The organism is Lysinibacillus sp. RS10 (assembly GCF_041956855.1).
Taxonomy (GTDB): Bacteria; Bacillota; Bacilli; order Bacillales_A; family Planococcaceae; genus Lysinibacillus; species Lysinibacillus xylanilyticus_A.
Genome location: NZ_CP167122.1, coordinates 4,565,717 through 4,583,005, shown reverse-complemented (window position 1 = coordinate 4,583,005; position 17,289 = coordinate 4,565,717). Strand labels below are relative to the sequence as shown.

11 protein-coding genes and 3 rRNA genes are annotated in these 17,289 nt (G+C 41.0%); 7 read left to right on the top strand and 7 right to left on the bottom strand.

Annotation, left to right across the window (positions count from 1 at the left end):
• Positions 1-320: 320 nt before the first annotated feature.
• Complete coding sequence (locus tag ACB089_RS22915) at positions 321-1,028, bottom strand: Fe-S oxidoreductase (RefSeq protein WP_068985936.1); 708 nt, start codon at positions 1,026-1,028, stop codon at positions 321-323.
• A gap of 573 nt (positions 1,029-1,601) precedes the next feature.
• Here ACB089_RS22915 and ACB089_RS22910 point away from each other — a divergent pair.
• Together ACB089_RS22910 and ACB089_RS22905 are read left to right on the top strand one after the other, a co-directional pair.
• Positions 1,602-1,739 carry a hypothetical protein gene (locus tag ACB089_RS22910; protein WP_374964068.1) on the top strand — a complete coding sequence of 46 codons (138 nt, stop codon included), beginning with the start codon at positions 1,602-1,604 and terminating at the stop codon, positions 1,737-1,739.
• A 121-nt stretch (positions 1,740-1,860) separates the two neighbouring features.
• Positions 1,861-3,183, top strand: a complete 1,323-nt coding sequence (locus ACB089_RS22905) for a hypothetical protein (RefSeq protein ID WP_374964067.1) — start codon at positions 1,861-1,863, stop codon at positions 3,181-3,183.
• A 146-nt stretch (positions 3,184-3,329) separates the two neighbouring features.
• On the opposite strand, the gene ACB089_RS22900 is transcribed toward ACB089_RS22905, so the two are convergent.
• A complete protein-coding gene (locus ACB089_RS22900) occupies positions 3,330-3,749 on the bottom strand; it encodes a hypothetical protein (RefSeq protein WP_374964066.1) in 420 nt (139 codons plus the stop codon).
• 274 nt (positions 3,750-4,023) lie between these two features.
• On the opposite strand from ACB089_RS22900, the gene ACB089_RS22895 reads away from it, so the two are divergent.
• Complete coding sequence (locus ACB089_RS22895) at positions 4,024-4,512, top strand: GNAT family N-acetyltransferase (RefSeq protein ID WP_374964065.1); 489 nt, start codon at positions 4,024-4,026, stop codon at positions 4,510-4,512.
• A 72-nt stretch (positions 4,513-4,584) separates the two neighbouring features.
• On the opposite strand, the gene ACB089_RS22890 is transcribed toward ACB089_RS22895, so the two are convergent.
• The 3 genes from ACB089_RS22890 to ACB089_RS22880 form a co-directional block, all read right to left on the bottom strand.
• Positions 4,585-5,556 carry a multidrug resistance efflux transporter family protein gene (locus tag ACB089_RS22890; protein WP_374964064.1) on the bottom strand — a complete coding sequence of 324 codons (972 nt, stop codon included), beginning with the start codon at positions 5,554-5,556 and terminating at the stop codon, positions 4,585-4,587.
• 91 nt (positions 5,557-5,647) lie between these two features.
• On the bottom strand, positions 5,648-6,877 hold the full coding sequence (gene pepT / locus ACB089_RS22885) for a peptidase T (protein ID WP_374964063.1): 1,230 nt from the start codon (positions 6,875-6,877) through the stop codon (positions 5,648-5,650).
• Between the two features lie 96 nt (positions 6,878-6,973).
• Positions 6,974-7,633: a lysoplasmalogenase gene (locus ACB089_RS22880; protein WP_374964062.1), complete on the bottom strand. Its 660-nt coding sequence runs from the start codon at positions 7,631-7,633 to the stop codon at positions 6,974-6,976.
• Between the two features lie 157 nt (positions 7,634-7,790).
• On the opposite strand from ACB089_RS22880, the gene ACB089_RS22875 reads away from it, so the two are divergent.
• On the top strand, positions 7,791-9,470 hold the full coding sequence (locus ACB089_RS22875) for a hypothetical protein (RefSeq protein WP_374964061.1): 1,680 nt from the start codon (positions 7,791-7,793) through the stop codon (positions 9,468-9,470).
• Between the two features lie 77 nt (positions 9,471-9,547).
• Here the strand turns inward: ACB089_RS22875 and ACB089_RS22870 are convergent, their stop codons facing one another.
• Positions 9,548-9,973 (bottom strand): hypothetical protein, encoded by a 426-nt coding sequence (locus tag ACB089_RS22870; RefSeq protein WP_374964060.1) that lies wholly within the window; start codon positions 9,971-9,973, stop codon positions 9,548-9,550.
• 892 nt (positions 9,974-10,865) lie between these two features.
• Here ACB089_RS22870 and ACB089_RS22865 point away from each other — a divergent pair.
• From ACB089_RS22865 to rrf, 3 genes are all read left to right on the top strand, one after another.
• A 16S ribosomal RNA gene (locus ACB089_RS22865) occupies positions 10,866-12,417 on the top strand.
• A gap of 182 nt (positions 12,418-12,599) precedes the next feature.
• Positions 12,600-15,527 (top strand): 23S ribosomal RNA (locus ACB089_RS22860).
• A gap of 222 nt (positions 15,528-15,749) precedes the next feature.
• Positions 15,750-15,865, top strand: a 5S ribosomal RNA gene (gene rrf, locus ACB089_RS22855).
• The 16S, 23S and 5S rRNA genes sit together here, the layout of an rRNA operon.
• Positions 15,866-16,691: 826 nt before the next feature.
• On the opposite strand, the gene ACB089_RS22850 is transcribed toward rrf, so the two are convergent.
• Positions 16,692-17,147 carry a hypothetical protein gene (locus ACB089_RS22850; RefSeq protein WP_374964059.1) on the bottom strand — a complete coding sequence of 152 codons (456 nt, stop codon included), beginning with the start codon at positions 17,145-17,147 and terminating at the stop codon, positions 16,692-16,694.
• Positions 17,148-17,289: the final 142 nt, after the last annotated feature.

The following is a 17,289-nucleotide window of genomic DNA, read 5'->3' as shown; positions in this document are numbered from 1 at the left end:
AAGATATCGCGCACTAAAGAGACGATTCAAATTGGAAAAAGTTTTAATTTTTTTTGAATAATAGTTAAACTTCCTAGTTTTATCGAAAGCCTTCTTTTTTTGAATAAAAGATGGATTAAAACGGATTCTTTTTCATCCAAGGTTAGTCTCACCATAGATAAAGGCCTCGATATTCGACACTTTTCTCAAAATGTTGAATATCGAGGCCTCACGATTAAAATGCAATATAGCTTAATGCAATCAGGAGTACCGTTTGTCTATAGTCTGAGCATTACCTTTCAATTATTATGAGAGGTAATGCTTTTTTGTTAAAGAGATTATTATTTTATTGGGCAAAAGCCACAAGCCATTAAACCGGGTATATCTTTAGAAAAACAACATGATTTTCGTACAGGAACGTTCACTAAATTAGTTGGACTTTGGCCTCCTGTATATTGTGCCCACCATGATTTGTTAGAGAAACGAGCCCACGTTTTAGGATCCTCTAAGGCCTCGATATCCTCCATTGCTTGGTCAGCTAAGCCAGGGTTAGACAACAAGATATGATAGTGCCAAAGTAGATAACCAAAGAAATTCTCCCAAATTGTCAGAGGGGAAATAGATGTTACTTTACGAAGCTGTTGAACAATAACATGCCCATCATATAGGATTTTCTCAATCACTGCCTGGCGTTCATCTTCATCGACATAACGCCAATCATTTGGGTTAACAAACATTGCGACTGTAAAGCTGTTGAACTCTTTTGCTGCATCAAAGCGAAGCTCGATTGGTTTACCAACCCACACTTCGTCATAGGCGGCAAGCATGTAAAGTTGCATAGCGAAAAACATACCGTAGCGGCGTGCGAAATGAGAAATAGCTGCTGCTTCCGTTGCTGCGTCTGTAATACCCATCATCAGGTTTAAAAAGTCAGGATGGTAAAAGTCTTTATGTATATCAGCTAAAGTAAATAATGTTCGCTTTGGTTCTGTCGTATAAATGCTATAGGAATTCAATTGTCGAACTTGATCCATCGTTAATGCTGGCATTGTCATCACCTTTTCTTTCAATCGTCTGCTACTTCAATTATAGATTAATCATTTTTGCTTCACAAATGGAATGCAATATAGTAAAATAAATTAAACATATCTGAAAGGTTGGTTTTTCTTGTGCAGCCTTTGTATAGATTGTTTTCTACATTTCTAACTAAGGGTGTAGTCATTGTAATAAAAAAACTAAAATAATTTTCAGATTAGTGTTGACTTTTTAATTGATAATGATTATCATTATCGTATAAAGAATATTCCTCTTCTACAATACAGTGTAGAGAGGATGAACTTTAGCTACTTTTCTCCAGAAGTTTGCTAGTTCATGATAACGCTCCTAAAACCCCCCTCATTTTTTGGGAACGTAAAATCTTCTGACGACTCATCCATTGTGATTGAGTCGTTTTTTTGTTCCGATAAAAACATAAAATAGTCGATAAACCTTCAAAGCGCGAGAAATCAATTTTAGAAACGTTGATTTCTCGCGCATTTTTGAAGTCAAATTTTTTAATTTTGCGTAAAAATATGCTTATGTTATAAGCGACGTAAGTTATCAGTGCGGTCAGAGAGTGTTGCATGAAGGTAGATATCGCTATTTTTCAAAAGTTGGTGGATAAACAATCAAAAGCTCTCGACAAATCTCAAAACAGCAGCTCATTAAAGAATTTTGTAGCTGCCGTTGCGCTCCGCTCCACTTTCGCTGCAGAAAAATGAGGTTTTGTCCCAGTCTCTTTTTTTGATTGTCTTTAGATAGGGGAATTGGATAATAAGTAACATAATGGGTGTGATATGATAAAAATAGGGATTTTAATTAGAAATAGGTGGAGGGAAATAAATGAAGAAATATATGATCACTTTGCTCATTGTTTTAGCCTTTTTTACAAACCCATCATCATCTAAAGCGGCAGAAGTACAGTGGGACGGGGCACAAGTTGTGAAGGGGCAAACGGGAAAAATGACTTTTACAAAAGATGTAAAAGTGTATAAGGAAAATGCAAACGGTACGTATAGTTCGATGACAGTCAAACGCAATAACTATTTCCGAGTGTATGATATTGAAAAGTATGACAATAAAACGTTTTATTGGATGAGCTCGGGTTACCGCGTACAAGCAACAGATTTAGTTGTTTTTAAGAAAGTACCTCTGAACATCCGCGCTTCTCTTTATGATAATCCTGGCTATATCAACATCAATGGTCGAGCCTCCTCCTTAAACTATGGAACACATTACTTGGAAGGATATGTAGATGGGGGCATTAGTTATGATGTTTCTATTGGTGAAAATCTATATTACGATATTACGCACCCAACTGATGGAAAATCTAAAGGGGGCTATATTGACGCCACAGATATTCGCATTGCCGAAACAATAAAAAGAGATGAAAGACTCTATAAGCTAACAGCTGATACACGACATTTAAGAGGTCCAATTGCTGGAGGAAAAGCGGGAGGGAAGTATTCAAAAGGTACCGTTTTTCAATCGTTAGGAATTGAAATAAATGGATACCTTAGAGTGCAAGAGCTCGGAACATGGGGGGAAGACTTTATTTTTACATATATTCCTGTAAAGTTACTCCAACCTGTGCAAACTCAAGAGAAACGCTATATTCGATATGGTGTTATTGGTAAAAATAATGGAAAGTCAAAAGAGCTAAAGCGTTTTGATGAAGTAATGTTATTGACAGAAAAAAATGCGACAGCTTGGATTGAGATAGATGGGGAAACGTATTATGTACCGAAAATTGCTCTAGCTACCATAAAACCGAACGAATCACCGATTATTACAACGTCATTCTTGCCAAATGATACGCTTCAGCAGCTAGTGTATACGAATGGTGTATATAAGAAAACGGCTAATAATCGTTTTGAAGCGCAGAACGACAATCGGTTCATTGACTATTATGAAACAGAACAAACCTTTAATTATGAAAAGGATGGTATCAAATATATATTTGAAAAACCAGTTACAGAAGGCTCAAAAGTGACGAGAATGGAGAGCGGAATGAAAAATGAAGGGTTTGTTCGTGCCATTCATTACACATTCACAAAACCATCAGGCACGTTTAACAATGTTGTGGAAACATCCTATGGTGAATTTTTTGCACCAGGCTACGGTTATATCAATGGATATAGCAGTGAACTAAGATCTTATGAATAACAAATCCTTTACTTTAGGCGACTCACTCCATTGTGATTGAGTCGTCTTTTTTTGATTGAAACTGCCATTGTTCCGATAAAACGAGATATTATTCCGATAAAAGCAAAAATTGTTCCGATAAAATGAGATTATGTTCCGATAAATCTTCAAAGTATTCCTATAAAAATGAACCCACCATAACGTGGGGTTGATCTCCGTTCCGGCTGGGCGCTTTGCCGCTGACGCTTCGCTTTCGCGCAGATAAAACATTGTTGCTGACGCTTCGCTTTCGCACAGATAAAACATTGCCGCTGACGCTTCGCTTTCGCGCAGATAAAACATTGCCGCTGACGCTTCGCTTTCGCGCAGATAAAACATTGCCGCTGACGCTTCGCTTTCGCACAGATAAAACATTGTTGCTGACGCTTCGCTTTCGCGCAGATAAAACATTGTTGCTGACGCTTCGCTTTCGCGCAGATAAAACATTGTTGCTGACGCTTCGCTTTCGCGCAGATAAAACATTGTTGCTGACGCTTCGCTTTCGCGCAGAGCAAAGCTTCCTGGGGGCGTCCGATGAGCCGCTTCACTCGCACTGCTCGTTCCAGGGTCTCGGGCCTACACGATGTAGGTCACGAAGGCGTTATCACAGGACGTGATGCTCTTAGCCTTCATTCCTCTACCGCTGAACCCCAAGGAGTCGCCCAGTATCCACTCCAATCAACTTATAACTTAGCGTACATTTAAAAAATATAACTTTTGATCAATTTACCAAAAATTACATTTTACTATATGATATCCCTAAATTCATATAGTAATAAGGCTAGAATCTAGAAGTAACAATATTGAAGGGGTGATTATTTTATGTTTAATATTAGGAATTTTGAAGGTAATAAAAATGAGTTTGAGTTCTTTCAAGATATGTTATATGAGTCAATACTTATTCCTGTGAATAAACCATCAAAAGAGGCTTTGCTAAACTCGCCTCACATAAGAAAATATCATGAAGGTTGGGGGAGAAAGGGAGATCAAGCTTTGATTGCCTTTGATGTAGAAAATCAAACTGTTGGTGCAGTCTGGTACAGATTGTTTGATGAAAATAATAAAGGCTATGGTTATATTGATTGTAATACTCCTGAAATAGGAATGGCTGTTTCAAAAGATGTAAGAGGAAGAGGGCTGGGGACTTTACTAATGCGTAAAATAATTCAACAAGCAAAGGGTGAGGGCTATAATACCATTTCTCTTAGTGTAGACCTTGAAAATAGTTCGGCCATTAATATTTATAAAAAACTTGGCTTTAAAGATTATGAAGTAGTTGGCACTTCTATAACAATGATTTACAAATTATAGTGCTCTCTAGAATAAAAAATGTACACTACTAAAAGTAAATTTAGTAATGTACATTTTTACAATTACTTATCTTTAATATTCTTGAGTAGGCCTGCTACTATGAACAGCGCTTTTTCTCCCTAGTATCATCGTGTAGTAGCTGTGCAATAGCATGCCTACAATGATGACACCTAGTCCCGCAAGAGCAATTGGATCTGGGAATGCAATGCCGAGTAATAATACTTCACCGATAATGACAAAGAGTATTTCTGTAGATTGTGTTGCTTCAACTGCTGCAAGCTTGCCTTGATGATCGCGAACACGGTCAGTCGCAATGAAAAATAAAGTTGTCGCGATGACGCCAGAGCTTATACCTACAAGTAATGATTGTGTCACTTGGCTGATTGAGGGAAGCCCAACCGTTGTCATTGCATAAATGGCCATAATAATCCATGCGGGCATCGAGGCGATGGTCATGCCAAGAACTCGTTGATATGTATCGATGCGTCCGCCGCAGACTTCCATCATTTTGCGGTTACCAAGAGGGTAGGCAAAGGCAGCAATGATAACTGGTAAAATGCCAAGCAATAAACTTTTAAATGGAACAGACTGTGCTTGTGGTATTTGAATAAGTAAAATGCCGACTAAAATGACACATGAAATTAGCAATGAAATAAGTGGTATCTTTTGACGTTCTGTTTTCCCAGCGACTACTGAAATAAAGAGGGGAGCTAGTAATACGCCAGCGACAATTGTCAATTGCCATGTGCCAGAAACGAGCCAGCCTGGACCGAATGCTGCTGCAAATGTCAGCGGTGCATAGAATAATACAAATCCGATAAAGCTCCAAAGCATCCAGGCTACAGGCTGTGCTTTCATTTCACCTGAAAGCTGTGTAAATCCTTTGCGATAAAAAACTATAACAAGTAGAAACGGTAGCATGAAGAAGTAGCGCAGGGATGCACTCCATAGCCAGCTACCACCTTGCATTTCCATTGCATGATTTAATATAAAAGTAACAGCAAAAAAAAGTGAGGCTATAATGCCTAATGCAATTTCTTTCATTTAAAGTCACCTCAAAACCTTTTGTTTAATTTGAAAATTCAGTCATTTATTTCGAAAAAGTTAGGAAGAAGGGGTAAACCCTTCTTCCTAACTATTTTCCTTGTTGTTCAAATAGCTGTACGATTTCAATAATAACTTGTGTTGCTTTTTCCATTGTTTCGGCAGATGCATATTCGAATTTACCGTGCATATTTTCGCCACCTGCAAAAATATTTGGTGTCGGTAAGCCCATGTAAGAAAGTTGAGAACCATCAGTACCGCCACGGATTGGAAGTGTAATCGGTGTAATATCTAACTTTTCCATAGCTGCACGTGCAATATCAACGATTTCTTTTACAGGCTCAATTTTTTCGCCCATATTATAGTATTGATCTTCAATTGTAATGCTTAAAGCATCTTCACCATATTGAGCTTTCATTTTCGCTGCTGCATCAAGCATTAGTTGTTTTTTCGCCTCGAATTTTTGACGGTCGTGGTCACGTACGATATAGGAAAGCTCGGTATGCTCGATCGCACCTTTAAAGCCCATTAAGTGAATAAAGCCCTCATAGCCCTCTGTTTTTTCTGGTACAGCATCAATAGGCATTTCATTTTGGAAGGCGATTGCCATTGTGATGGCATTGACCATTTTATTTTTTGCAGAACCAGGGTGTACACTCGTACCTGTTGTCACTACTTTTACACCTGCTGCATTAAAACTTTCGTATTGTAGCTCGCCAAGAGGTCCGCCATCCATCGTATAAGCATAGTCGGCTCCGAATGCAGCGACATCAAATTTATGAGGACCACGGCCGATTTCTTCATCAGGCGTAAAGGCTACACGTAATTTGCCATGTTTAATCGAAGGATTATTTACTAAGTATTCCATGGCAGTCATAATTTCAGCGATACCTGCTTTATCGTCAGCGCCTAATAATGTAGTACCATCCGTTGTAATTAACGTTTGACCTACATAATTTTTCAGCTCAGGGAAATCTGCTGGAGACATCACTAGATTTTCGTTTAGTTGAATATCTCCACCATCGTAATTGTCAATGCGCTGTGGATTCACGTTTGTGCCAGTAAAATCTGTCGTAGTGTCAACATGCGCTAAAAAACCTATAGTAGGCACATCTTTATCTGTAGTTGCTTCAAGTGTCGCAAATAAATAACCATTTTCATCTAATGTAATGTCAGTTAGGCCTATTGCAGTAAGTTCATCTTTTAGTACGTGCAATAAGTCAAATTGTTTTTGTGTGGAAGGAGTTGTTTCGCTTGTGAAATCAGATTGTGTATCAATTTTTGCATAGCGAACTAATCGCTCGATTACTTGTTCTTTCATAAGTATGGCCTCCTAATGTGTATGTGTAACTTCTTTCGGCAGGTGTCCAAAGACAAAGCCGATTCCAGACGCAATTATGCTGAGGCATAATTGATATTATTGTAACACTTTACTTCGGATTTCGGAATATTGAAGAATGCTTAACGCAATAAGTATTTGGGCACTGTAATATGTCAGCATAATAAACTCATGTGAAAATGGTAAAGGCATAACAAATTTATCAACAGCTAAATAGGAATCTGATGCGATAAATAGCAGAGCTCCAATCGTTGCAAAAGTCGAACCTGTTTTAATCGCTGTCCAACCCATCGTTAATATGACAGAAATATAGGCAATTACAGCGAAACCAAGCACGACATCTCCTGATGAAAACACTGTACCTACAATCCACACAGCCATGCTCGCCCCGTAAACGAGTAATACAATCTTCGCCCAAGTCGGCACTTGTCGTTCATTCGTAGAAGAGAAGGCGAAGATATAAAAAATATGTCCAATCAAGAAGCTCGTTAGCCCAATTAGAAACCACTGTAGGGTATAATCACCGACCATACAAAACACAAGTCCGATGACAATTAGTAGTTGATATTTTTTAATGCCCAAGTTCTTTTGTGTAGCCGCTAAAATAATGATTAAAAGCATTGGGATAACTTTAAAGACAAGTTTCAAGCTTTCTGCAATTTCGGAAAAGAAAAAAATATAATAGAGGCCAAACAATGTAATGAATGTTAGTAAAATTTTTTTAGACAAATTTCTCATCTCCTTTTCTTTAAAAATTCTTTATCTATGATAGAATTTCCTGTATTCAGAGTTTTAGTTGATACATAAAGAGTTTACTATACACACCTTATGTATGAAACTTTTTTGATATGTAGCCGTAAATAAGTAGACAGTTAGCTAAGAGAGGGTGAACGAAATGACCAAGCTATTATTAGCTTCGGCAGTTATTGGACTAATTGCGAGTGTTTTATTAACACCGCTTATAACGAAAAAGCGAGAAGATGGAAAGTCTAAAAAGGTAATTGGATACTTTTTTATAGGTGTTTTTGTACTAGCATTTTTAGCTACTAGTATAACAGTATATGTGACGAAAATGGATGTGAATTGGCTTGCTTTTTGGCCTGCCATAATTCTATTAACTTTAGGTGGGGCATTCCTTGCAAGTGGCATCGAAAGAAAAATAAAAGGTGTTTTATTTTTAGCTAGTTTAGGTGTTGCGGTGTATGTATTATCAGCGCCTTTATGGAATGCTAACGAAAAATTCAATTCAGCTGAAATGAAGGAAGAGGTTGAAATAAAACCGTTTGATGAAACACAGACACCAGCAAGTGTGCCACCTCAATTTGCGCGTAATAAGATGAAAAAAGCGTTCGGGCAGGTACCGAATACAAGTTATTATGAGCTAGGGCGCTTACAAATTCAAAAAGTGAATGGTGAGTATGTCTATATAGCTCCAGTTGAGTTTTCAGGCTTCTTTAAATGGATGAATGGTAAAACGACACCTGGTTACTTTATCATGAGTGCAACGGATTCAGCAGATAATCCTAAATTTGTTGAGCAAGAAATGAAGTATGTTCCTTCAGCTTACTTAAATGCAAATTTAGAGCGTCATATCCGTTTACAACATCCTTACCTTATTTTTTACGGGGATGTACAACTTGAAGTAGATGAAGATGGTAAGCCATACTACATCCAATCATACGGTGATTTTATTTCAGGACGTAATGGCTTTGATGTAAAAGGGATCGTGCTTGTAGATGCGCTGACAGGAAAATCAGAGGTGATTAAGCTAGCGGATGTCCCAGAGTTTATTGATGGAGCGGTTTCGCCTGAGACAGTAAGTTTACAAAATAGCTATTTCGGTAATTATGTTCACGGATATTGGAACAGTAGGTTTGGTAAGAAAGATGTAAAACTTCCTTCTGATGAGGGAACAGAGTCAAATGTCAGCCCAATTTTTGACGAGAAAGGTGATATGTATTATTTCACAGACTTTACGAGTCCTAAAGAGGGTGTCGATTCGATGCTTGGCTATTCATTAACAAATGCTCGAACAGGTGAAGCAACCTACTATACAGGGAATTCAGATGCTTCTTATATGGATTCACAAGGTAATTTGCAAATTATTGAGAAGAAATTTATCGAGAAAAAATGGACTGGAAAAATGCCAGTCTTGTATAACTTCTACGGTGAAGCAAGTTGGCTAACAGCGGTGCTTGATTCAAATGGTTTCTTACAAAATTATTTCATCGTGTCCGCGGCAAATCCTGAAATTTCCGTTTATGCGCCAACTCCTAAAGAGGCATTAAAGTTATATAAAACAGCTTTAAGTAGAGGCGGAAATAAGGTTGAAGGCAGCTCACATGCAGAAGAAAAAAATGCTAGTGGCAAGGTGCTTCGCGTATACAAAGAACGTCTCGGTGACTTTACAGTTGCATCATTTTTACTGAATAACGGAGAAAACTATGTGGTAAGTTCAGAAACAGAACCTCTTGCAATTTATTTACAAGAAGGTGATGAGGTAATTCTCACTTACGGTGACACAGGAGAGCAGTTCTTACCAGTTCGATCATTGATTATTAAAGGACTACAATAGAAGGAAATCAATTTCGCCATGGCGTAGAATAAAGAAAAAAGACGATCTAGTTGCAATGCTGCGAAGATCGTCTTTTTTTATGTTGGCTGAGACTCCATATAGTGAAGCATCTTTTCCTGATGATTCGTATAAAGTGTCTTGGCATGATCATTTAACGCAAATATTGCATGTATGTATTCTTGAAGTAATGTATGTTCATGTTTAAAAGAATAAGCGTCTTCATTTTCTATAATATGTACTAATAAAAGGCTATGTAACACAACCACCTCTAGATTTTGCGTATTTGTAACAAATTTTAAGTTGAGGATCGTAGTATGAGAAACGAATTGATTGACGTAATCAATAGCATTCTTATGAACGGTTAAGTCGATATGTGGCTCAAGTCGCTTTCTTAATAATGTGCAATCATTATTTAAGTCTTGGATTTTTAAAAATAAACCTCTTACACTTCGCTTATGTTGTTGTTCTAAGGTACGAGCAAGATGTTTATTGACATAGGACATTTTTACATAGCTCCTTTTTATATTGGTATCATCTATTAGTATTAATGGAATTATATGAAAAGGAAAGAGTCTTTTTGTTTAATTTATATTTAAATTTAACTTCTTTCGGCAAATGTTTTTTGTGCCGAAAGCGTAGCAGTAGGTACAGAAGTCTCCTACTTCTATAGATGGTGAGATGAATGTGGTTTTAAGTCTCTTTTCAGCGGGTATCCAAACACCCGCTGAAATAGAGGGACTCAGGCTAAGAGCTTCACATCCTGTGAAAATGCCTGAGTGACCAACGTCGTGTTGCTTCGCTTTCGCACAAAAAACATCGGCAGGCCTAAGCACAAAGCCGATTCCAGATGCAATTATGCTGAGGCATAATTGATTTAGCTTGTTGAGATTTATGAGAAAGAGATGTATAGTAAAACAAATAAAGTAGTAGCTAGGAGATTATAAGAGTTGTTTATTACTCGAAAAAACACAAAATAGCTTACTAACTAATTATTTTTCAAAAAAGATAATTTCATAACAAAAAAACACTTGCGGATATAATGGAATCGTGATAAATTAGTACTTGTCGTTAAGACGACGCAAGAACGAAAACGGCTTCGAAAAAACATTTTAAAAAGATGTTGAAATCGATAACCGAGAATGATATTATATAAGAGTTGTCGCTTCTGAAACGAAGCAAAAAACTTCTAAAAAAAGAAGTTGACAACAAAAAACAAGAAATGTTATGATATAAAAGTTGCTGAAATGAAACGGCAACGAAATGAACCTTGAAAACTGAACAAGCAAAACGTAATCAATAAAGTTTTTAGTAGCTAACCTTGAGTTAGTGAACGAAACAAAATTTTGGACATCAAACATGATGCCAGCAAAACAATTTGAGCTAATCAAATTTCTTTTTATGGAGAGTTTGATCCTGGCTCAGGACGAACGCTGGCGGCGTGCCTAATACATGCAAGTCGAGCGAACAGAAAAGGAGCTTGCTCCTTTGACGTTAGCGGCGGACGGGTGAGTAACACGTGGGCAACCTACCTTATAGTTTGGGATAACTCCGGGAAACCGGGGCTAATACCGAATAATCTATTTTACTTCATGGTGAAATACTGAAAGACGGTTTCGGCTGTCGCTATAAGATGGGCCCGCGGCGCATTAGCTAGTTGGTGAGGTAACGGCTCACCAAGGCGACGATGCGTAGCCGACCTGAGAGGGTGATCGGCCACACTGGGACTGAGACACGGCCCAGACTCCTACGGGAGGCAGCAGTAGGGAATCTTCCACAATGGGCGAAAGCCTGATGGAGCAACGCCGCGTGAGTGAAGAAGGTTTTCGGATCGTAAAACTCTGTTGTAAGGGAAGAACAAGTACAGTAGTAACTGGCTGTACCTTGACGGTACCTTATTAGAAAGCCACGGCTAACTACGTGCCAGCAGCCGCGGTAATACGTAGGTGGCAAGCGTTGTCCGGAATTATTGGGCGTAAAGCGCGCGCAGGCGGTCCTTTAAGTCTGATGTGAAAGCCCACGGCTCAACCGTGGAGGGTCATTGGAAACTGGGGGACTTGAGTGCAGAAGAGGAAAGTGGAATTCCAAGTGTAGCGGTGAAATGCGTAGAGATTTGGAGGAACACCAGTGGCGAAGGCGACTTTCTGGTCTGTAACTGACGCTGAGGCGCGAAAGCGTGGGGAGCAAACAGGATTAGATACCCTGGTAGTCCACGCCGTAAACGATGAGTGCTAAGTGTTAGGGGGTTTCCGCCCCTTAGTGCTGCAGCTAACGCATTAAGCACTCCGCCTGGGGAGTACGGTCGCAAGACTGAAACTCAAAGGAATTGACGGGGGCCCGCACAAGCGGTGGAGCATGTGGTTTAATTCGAAGCAACGCGAAGAACCTTACCAGGTCTTGACATCCCGTTGACCACTGTAGAGATATGGTTTTCCCTTCGGGGACAACGGTGACAGGTGGTGCATGGTTGTCGTCAGCTCGTGTCGTGAGATGTTGGGTTAAGTCCCGCAACGAGCGCAACCCTTGATCTTAGTTGCCATCATTTAGTTGGGCACTCTAAGGTGACTGCCGGTGACAAACCGGAGGAAGGTGGGGATGACGTCAAATCATCATGCCCCTTATGACCTGGGCTACACACGTGCTACAATGGACGATACAAACGGTTGCCAACTCGCGAGAGGGAGCTAATCCGATAAAGTCGTTCTCAGTTCGGATTGTAGGCTGCAACTCGCCTACATGAAGCCGGAATCGCTAGTAATCGCGGATCAGCATGCCGCGGTGAATACGTTCCCGGGCCTTGTACACACCGCCCGTCACACCACGAGAGTTTGTAACACCCGAAGTCGGTGGGGTAACCTTTTGGAGCCAGCCGCCGAAGGTGGGATAGATGATTGGGGTGAAGTCGTAACAAGGTAGCCGTATCGGAAGGTGCGGCTGGATCACCTCCTTTCTAAGGATATTTTCGGAATACAAACCTAGGGTTTGTAAGATTACGTTTTGCGTTCAGTTTTGAAGGTTCATTCTTATGAATGAAACACTTCAAAACTTGTTCTTTGAAAACTGGATAAAACGACATTGAAATTGTAACAAACACATTTATTTTTTAAGTTTTTTTTATAGGCTTAATAACTTGGTTAAGTTATTAAGGGCGCACGGCGAATGCCTTGGCACTAGGAGCCGAAGAAGGACGGCACTAACACCGATATGCTTCGGGGAGCTGTAAGTGAGCTTTGATCCGGAGATTTCCGAATGGGGGAACCCACTACGTTTAATCGCGTAGTATCTTGACGTGAATTCATAGCGTCTTGAAGGCAGACCCAGGGAACTGAAACATCTAAGTACCTGGAGGAAGAGAAAGAAAAATCGATTCCCTGAGTAGCGGCGAGCGAAACGGGAAGAGCCCAAACCAAGAGGCTTGCCTCTTGGGGTTGTAGGACACTCTATACGGAGTTACAAAAGAGCGAGTTAGATGAAGCGACTTGGAAAGGTCCGCCAGAGCAGGTAAAAGCCCTGTAGTCGAAAGTTCGTTCTCTCCTGAGTGGATCCTGAGTACGGCGGAACACGTGAAATTCCGTCGGAATCCGGGAGGACCATCTCCCAAGGCTAAATACTACCTAGTGACCGATAGTGAACCAGTACCGTGAGGGAAAGGTGAAAAGCACCCCGGAAGGGGAGTGAAAGAGATCCTGAAACCGTGTGCCTACAAGTAGTTAGAGCCCGTTAATGGGTGATAGCGTGCCTTTTGTAGAATGAACCGGCGAGTTACGATTACGTGCGAGGTTAAGCTTTAGAAGGCGGAGCCGCAGCGAAAGCGAGTCTGAATAGGGCGAATTAGTACGTGGTCGTAGACCCGAAACCAGGTGATCTACCCATGTCCAGGGTGAAGGTGAGGTAACACTTACTGGAGGCCCGAACCCACGCACGTTGAAAAGTGCGGGGATGAGGTGTGGGTAGCGGAGAAATTCCAATCGAACTTGGAGATAGCTGGTTCTCTCCGAAATAGCTTTAGGGCTAGCCTCGTGATGAGAATACTGGAGGTAGAGCACTGTTTGGACTAGGGGGCCATCCCGGTTTACCGAATTCAGACAAACTCCGAATGCCAGATATTTATACACGGGAGTCAGACTGCGAGTGATAAGATCCGTAGTCAAAAGGGAAACAGCCCAGACCACCAGCTAAGGTCCCAAAGTAATCGTTAAGTGGAAAAGGATGTGGCGTTGCACAGACAACCAGGATGTTGGCTTAGAAGCAGCCATCATTTAAAGAGTGCGTAATAGCTCACTGGTCGAGTGACGCTGCGCCGAAAATGTATCGGGGCTAAACGATTCACCGAAGCTGTGGATTGACATCTACGATGTCAGTGGTAGGAGAGCGTTCTAAGTGCGTTGAAGTCAGACCGGAAGGACTGGTGGAGCGCTTAGAAGTGAGAATGCCGGTATGAGTAGCGAAAGACGGGTGAGAATCCCGTCCACCGTATGACTAAGGTTTCCTGAGGAAGGCTCGTCCGCTCAGGGTTAGTCGGGACCTAAGCCGAGGCCGATAGGCGTAGGCGATGGACAACAGGTTGATATTCCTGTACCACCTCCTCACCGTTTGAGAAATGGGGGGACGCAGTAGGATAGGGTAAGCGCGCCGTTGGTTGTGCGCGTCCAAGCAGTAAGGCGTGTGTGTAGGCAAATCCGCACACTGTAACGTTGAGCTGTGATGGCGAGTCCGTATGGACGAAGTTCCTGATTTCACACTGCCAAGAAAAGCCTCTATCGAGGTGAGAGGTGCCCGTACCGCAAACCGACACAGGTAGTCGAGGAGAGAATCCTAAGGTGTGCGAGAGAACTCTCGTTAAGGAACTCGGCAAAATGACCCCGTAACTTCGGGAGAAGGGGTGCTCTTGAGCGTGCAAGCGCATGAGAGCCGCAGTGAATAGGCCCAGGCGACTGTTTAGCAAAAACACAGGTCTCTGCAAAACCGTAAGGTGACGTATAGGGGCTGACGCCTGCCCGGTGCTGGAAGGTTAAGAGGAGTGGTTAGCGCAAGCGAAGCTGCGAATTGAAGCCCCAGTAAACGGCGGCCGTAACTATAACGGTCCTAAGGTAGCGAAATTCCTTGTCGGGTAAGTTCCGACCCGCACGAAAGGCGTAACGATCTGGGCACTGTCTCAACGAGAGACTCGGTGAAATTATAGTACCTGTGAAGATGCAGGTTACCCGCGACAGGACGGAAAGACCCCGTGGAGCTTTACTGTAGCCTGATATTGAATTTTGGTACAACTTGTACAGGATAGGTAGGAGCCAGAGATCTCGGAGCGCCAGCTTCGAAGGAGGCGTCGGTGGGATACTACCCTGGTTGTATTGAAATTCTAACCCATGCCCCTTAGCGGGGCAGGAGACAGTGTCAGGCGGACAGTTTGACTGGGGCGGTCGCCTCCTAAAAGGTAACGGAGGCGCCCAAAGGTTCCCTCAGAATGGTTGGAAATCATTCGTAGAGTGTAAAGGCACAAGGGAGCTTGACTGCGAGACCTACAAGTCGAGCAGGGTCGAAAGACGGGCTTAGTGATCCGGTGGTTCCGCATGGAAGGGCCATCGCTCAACGGATAAAAGCTACCCCGGGGATAACAGGCTTATCTCCCCCAAGAGTCCACATCGACGGGGAGGTTTGGCACCTCGATGTCGGCTCATCGCATCCTGGGGCTGTAGTCGGTCCCAAGGGTTGGGCTGTTCGCCCATTAAAGCGGTACGCGAGCTGGGTTCAGAACGTCGTGAGACAGTTCGGTCCCTATCCGTCGTGGGCGTAGGAAATTTGAGAGGAGCTGTCCTTAGTACGAGAGGACCGGGATGGACACACCGCTGGTGTACCAGTTGTCTTGCCAAAGGCATCGCTGGGTAGCTATGTGTGGACGGGATAAGTGCTGAAAGCATCTAAGCATGAAGCCCCCCTCAAGATGAGATTTCCCATTACGCAAGTAAGTAAGATCCCTCAAAGACGATGAGGTAGATAGGTTCGAGGTGGAAGTGTGGTGACACATGGAGCTGACGAATACTAATCGATCGAGGACTTAACCAAAATGTTTGAAACATTCAATGCACGTTTATCCAGTTTTGAAAGAACAATTTCTTTCAACCAAGGGTTTCAAGATACGATGTATATTGAAAGCCGAAGAGAGCTTCAAGACACAAGTAGTACAAGGAAGCAAACGAGTGAATGAGGGAGCGTACCTCTGTACGTGACCGATTGAGCGAGAGAAGCTGACGCAGTAATACGCCGTGTATTGGAGGTCGAAAATAGTCTAGTGATGATGGCAAAGAGGTCACACCCGTTCCCATACCGAACACGGAAGTTAAGCTCTTTAGCGCCGATGGTAGTTGGGGGCTTCCCCCTGTGAGAGTAGGACGTCGCTAGGCACCTGAAAAAGTCGAGGATTTATTCCTCGGCTTTTTTATTTGCAATGTTTAGTGATTTGAGCTAAATAACTTAGTTGTGATTCTTGCCAACGATCTAACTGAAGGTTGAGAAATATAGACGATGGAGTAAAATATTGAGCGCTGACTGACGAAGATGCAGGATTTGAAGATTTGTTGGTTTGGAATAAAGTTTGATACGTAATTCTAAAAATCATTTTTTATAGTAAATGAAAAGAAAGTACATTGAACAAAGATTGATCAAAATACTTTCTTTTCCGGTAATATTAGTAAACAGTTTTTATAAATAAGTTTGGGTATTTTTTTGTAGCGCTTGTTTAACAAGCGCACCCAGTTAGTTAAAGTATGATTCTTCACAAATTCTTTGGTATTCGCAGTAAGTAGTTGATAACCCTACTTATTAATTTCCTCATATTGTGCAGTAAAATTCTGATTACATAAACCAACATAACATCTAAAACACAATATTTGCGAAGCTATTAAAATAACCAGAATTACTTTTCTTTTTTATTTCGCAACACTACACCAATAATTATGTAGATGAAACTTAATAAAAGAAGAAATAAGCCACCTAGAATGATTAATCCTATCAATTTCAAAACTATGCTCCTCCTTCCTATACGTAAAGCTGAACATTATCTTTCAGATATTCATTCAATATAGTGATGAAATTTAAAATCCCACTTTTGTATATCTATTTAAAATAACCTTCTACTCCTTATTATTCAACTAAACTGCTCTGTTAGTTCAATAAAAAAAAGAGTTGCATATGCAACCCAATGTTCTTCAAGTAAAGCACCCCATTAATTCAACAAGGTTTTAGTATTTTTTCAAGTACAATAGGACCCGTTTTCTTTGTCTTTGTATTGACTGTCCGAACTTTGATACGAGTAGGTCGCAATATAGGAGAAACTTCATCCAATTTCCCAGCCCAAGTAGTTTCTCCATATTTAGTTAAAGGAGACAATGAGAAAATCCAACTTATTTCTTTCGGAATATATGCTAATACTTCATAACCATCATAATCCCCAAAACTAGATGGTTTTGGTAAATGAAGTGCGTGAACACTGAGACTTGTTCGTTCATCATTAAACTTTCTTTCAATATTATAAATCAGCGCTACTCCTCTGGCATTTTTAGGTACGTTTTTTGTTGGTTCAAGTATTGCTGAACAAGGTGGCAACTCTTCAATTTTATTCTCAGAGTGTGTTTGTGAAGGAAGAATTACTAAAACGAAGATAAGGCTAAAAAGCAATTTTTTCATTTCTGATTCTCCTTAAATTTGTTTAGTATCATTATTCCCCAAAACTCCATATTTATTGTATTTCAATCGCTCCTTGTTGAACTACCTTACTTGTGGTACCGCTCTAGCTTAAAAGCTCTAGACTAGATAATGCTCTCTTGAA

Excerpts from the sequence above, each read along its gene's own strand:
- ACB089_RS22915 (WP_068985936.1), bottom strand. The coding sequence starts at position 1,028 with ATGCCAGCATTAACGATGGATCAAGTTCGACAATTGAATTCCTATAGC.
- ACB089_RS22910 (WP_374964068.1), top strand. The coding sequence starts at position 1,602 with ATGAAGGTAGATATCGCTATTTTTCAAAAGTTGGTGGATAAACAATCA.
- ACB089_RS22905 (WP_374964067.1), top strand. The coding sequence starts at position 1,861 with ATGAAGAAATATATGATCACTTTGCTCATTGTTTTAGCCTTTTTTACA.
- ACB089_RS22895 (WP_374964065.1), top strand. The coding sequence starts at position 4,024 with ATGTTTAATATTAGGAATTTTGAAGGTAATAAAAATGAGTTTGAGTTC.
- ACB089_RS22890 (WP_374964064.1), bottom strand. The coding sequence starts at position 5,556 with ATGAAAGAAATTGCATTAGGCATTATAGCCTCACTTTTTTTTGCTGTT.
- pepT (WP_374964063.1), bottom strand. The coding sequence starts at position 6,877 with ATGAAAGAACAAGTAATCGAGCGATTAGTTCGCTATGCAAAAATTGAT.
- ACB089_RS22880 (WP_374964062.1), bottom strand. The coding sequence starts at position 7,633 with ATGAGAAATTTGTCTAAAAAAATTTTACTAACATTCATTACATTGTTT.
- ACB089_RS22875 (WP_374964061.1), top strand. The coding sequence starts at position 7,791 with ATGACCAAGCTATTATTAGCTTCGGCAGTTATTGGACTAATTGCGAGT.
- ACB089_RS22870 (WP_374964060.1), bottom strand. The coding sequence starts at position 9,973 with ATGTCCTATGTCAATAAACATCTTGCTCGTACCTTAGAACAACAACAT.
- ACB089_RS22850 (WP_374964059.1), bottom strand. The coding sequence starts at position 17,147 with ATGAAAAAATTGCTTTTTAGCCTTATCTTCGTTTTAGTAATTCTTCCT.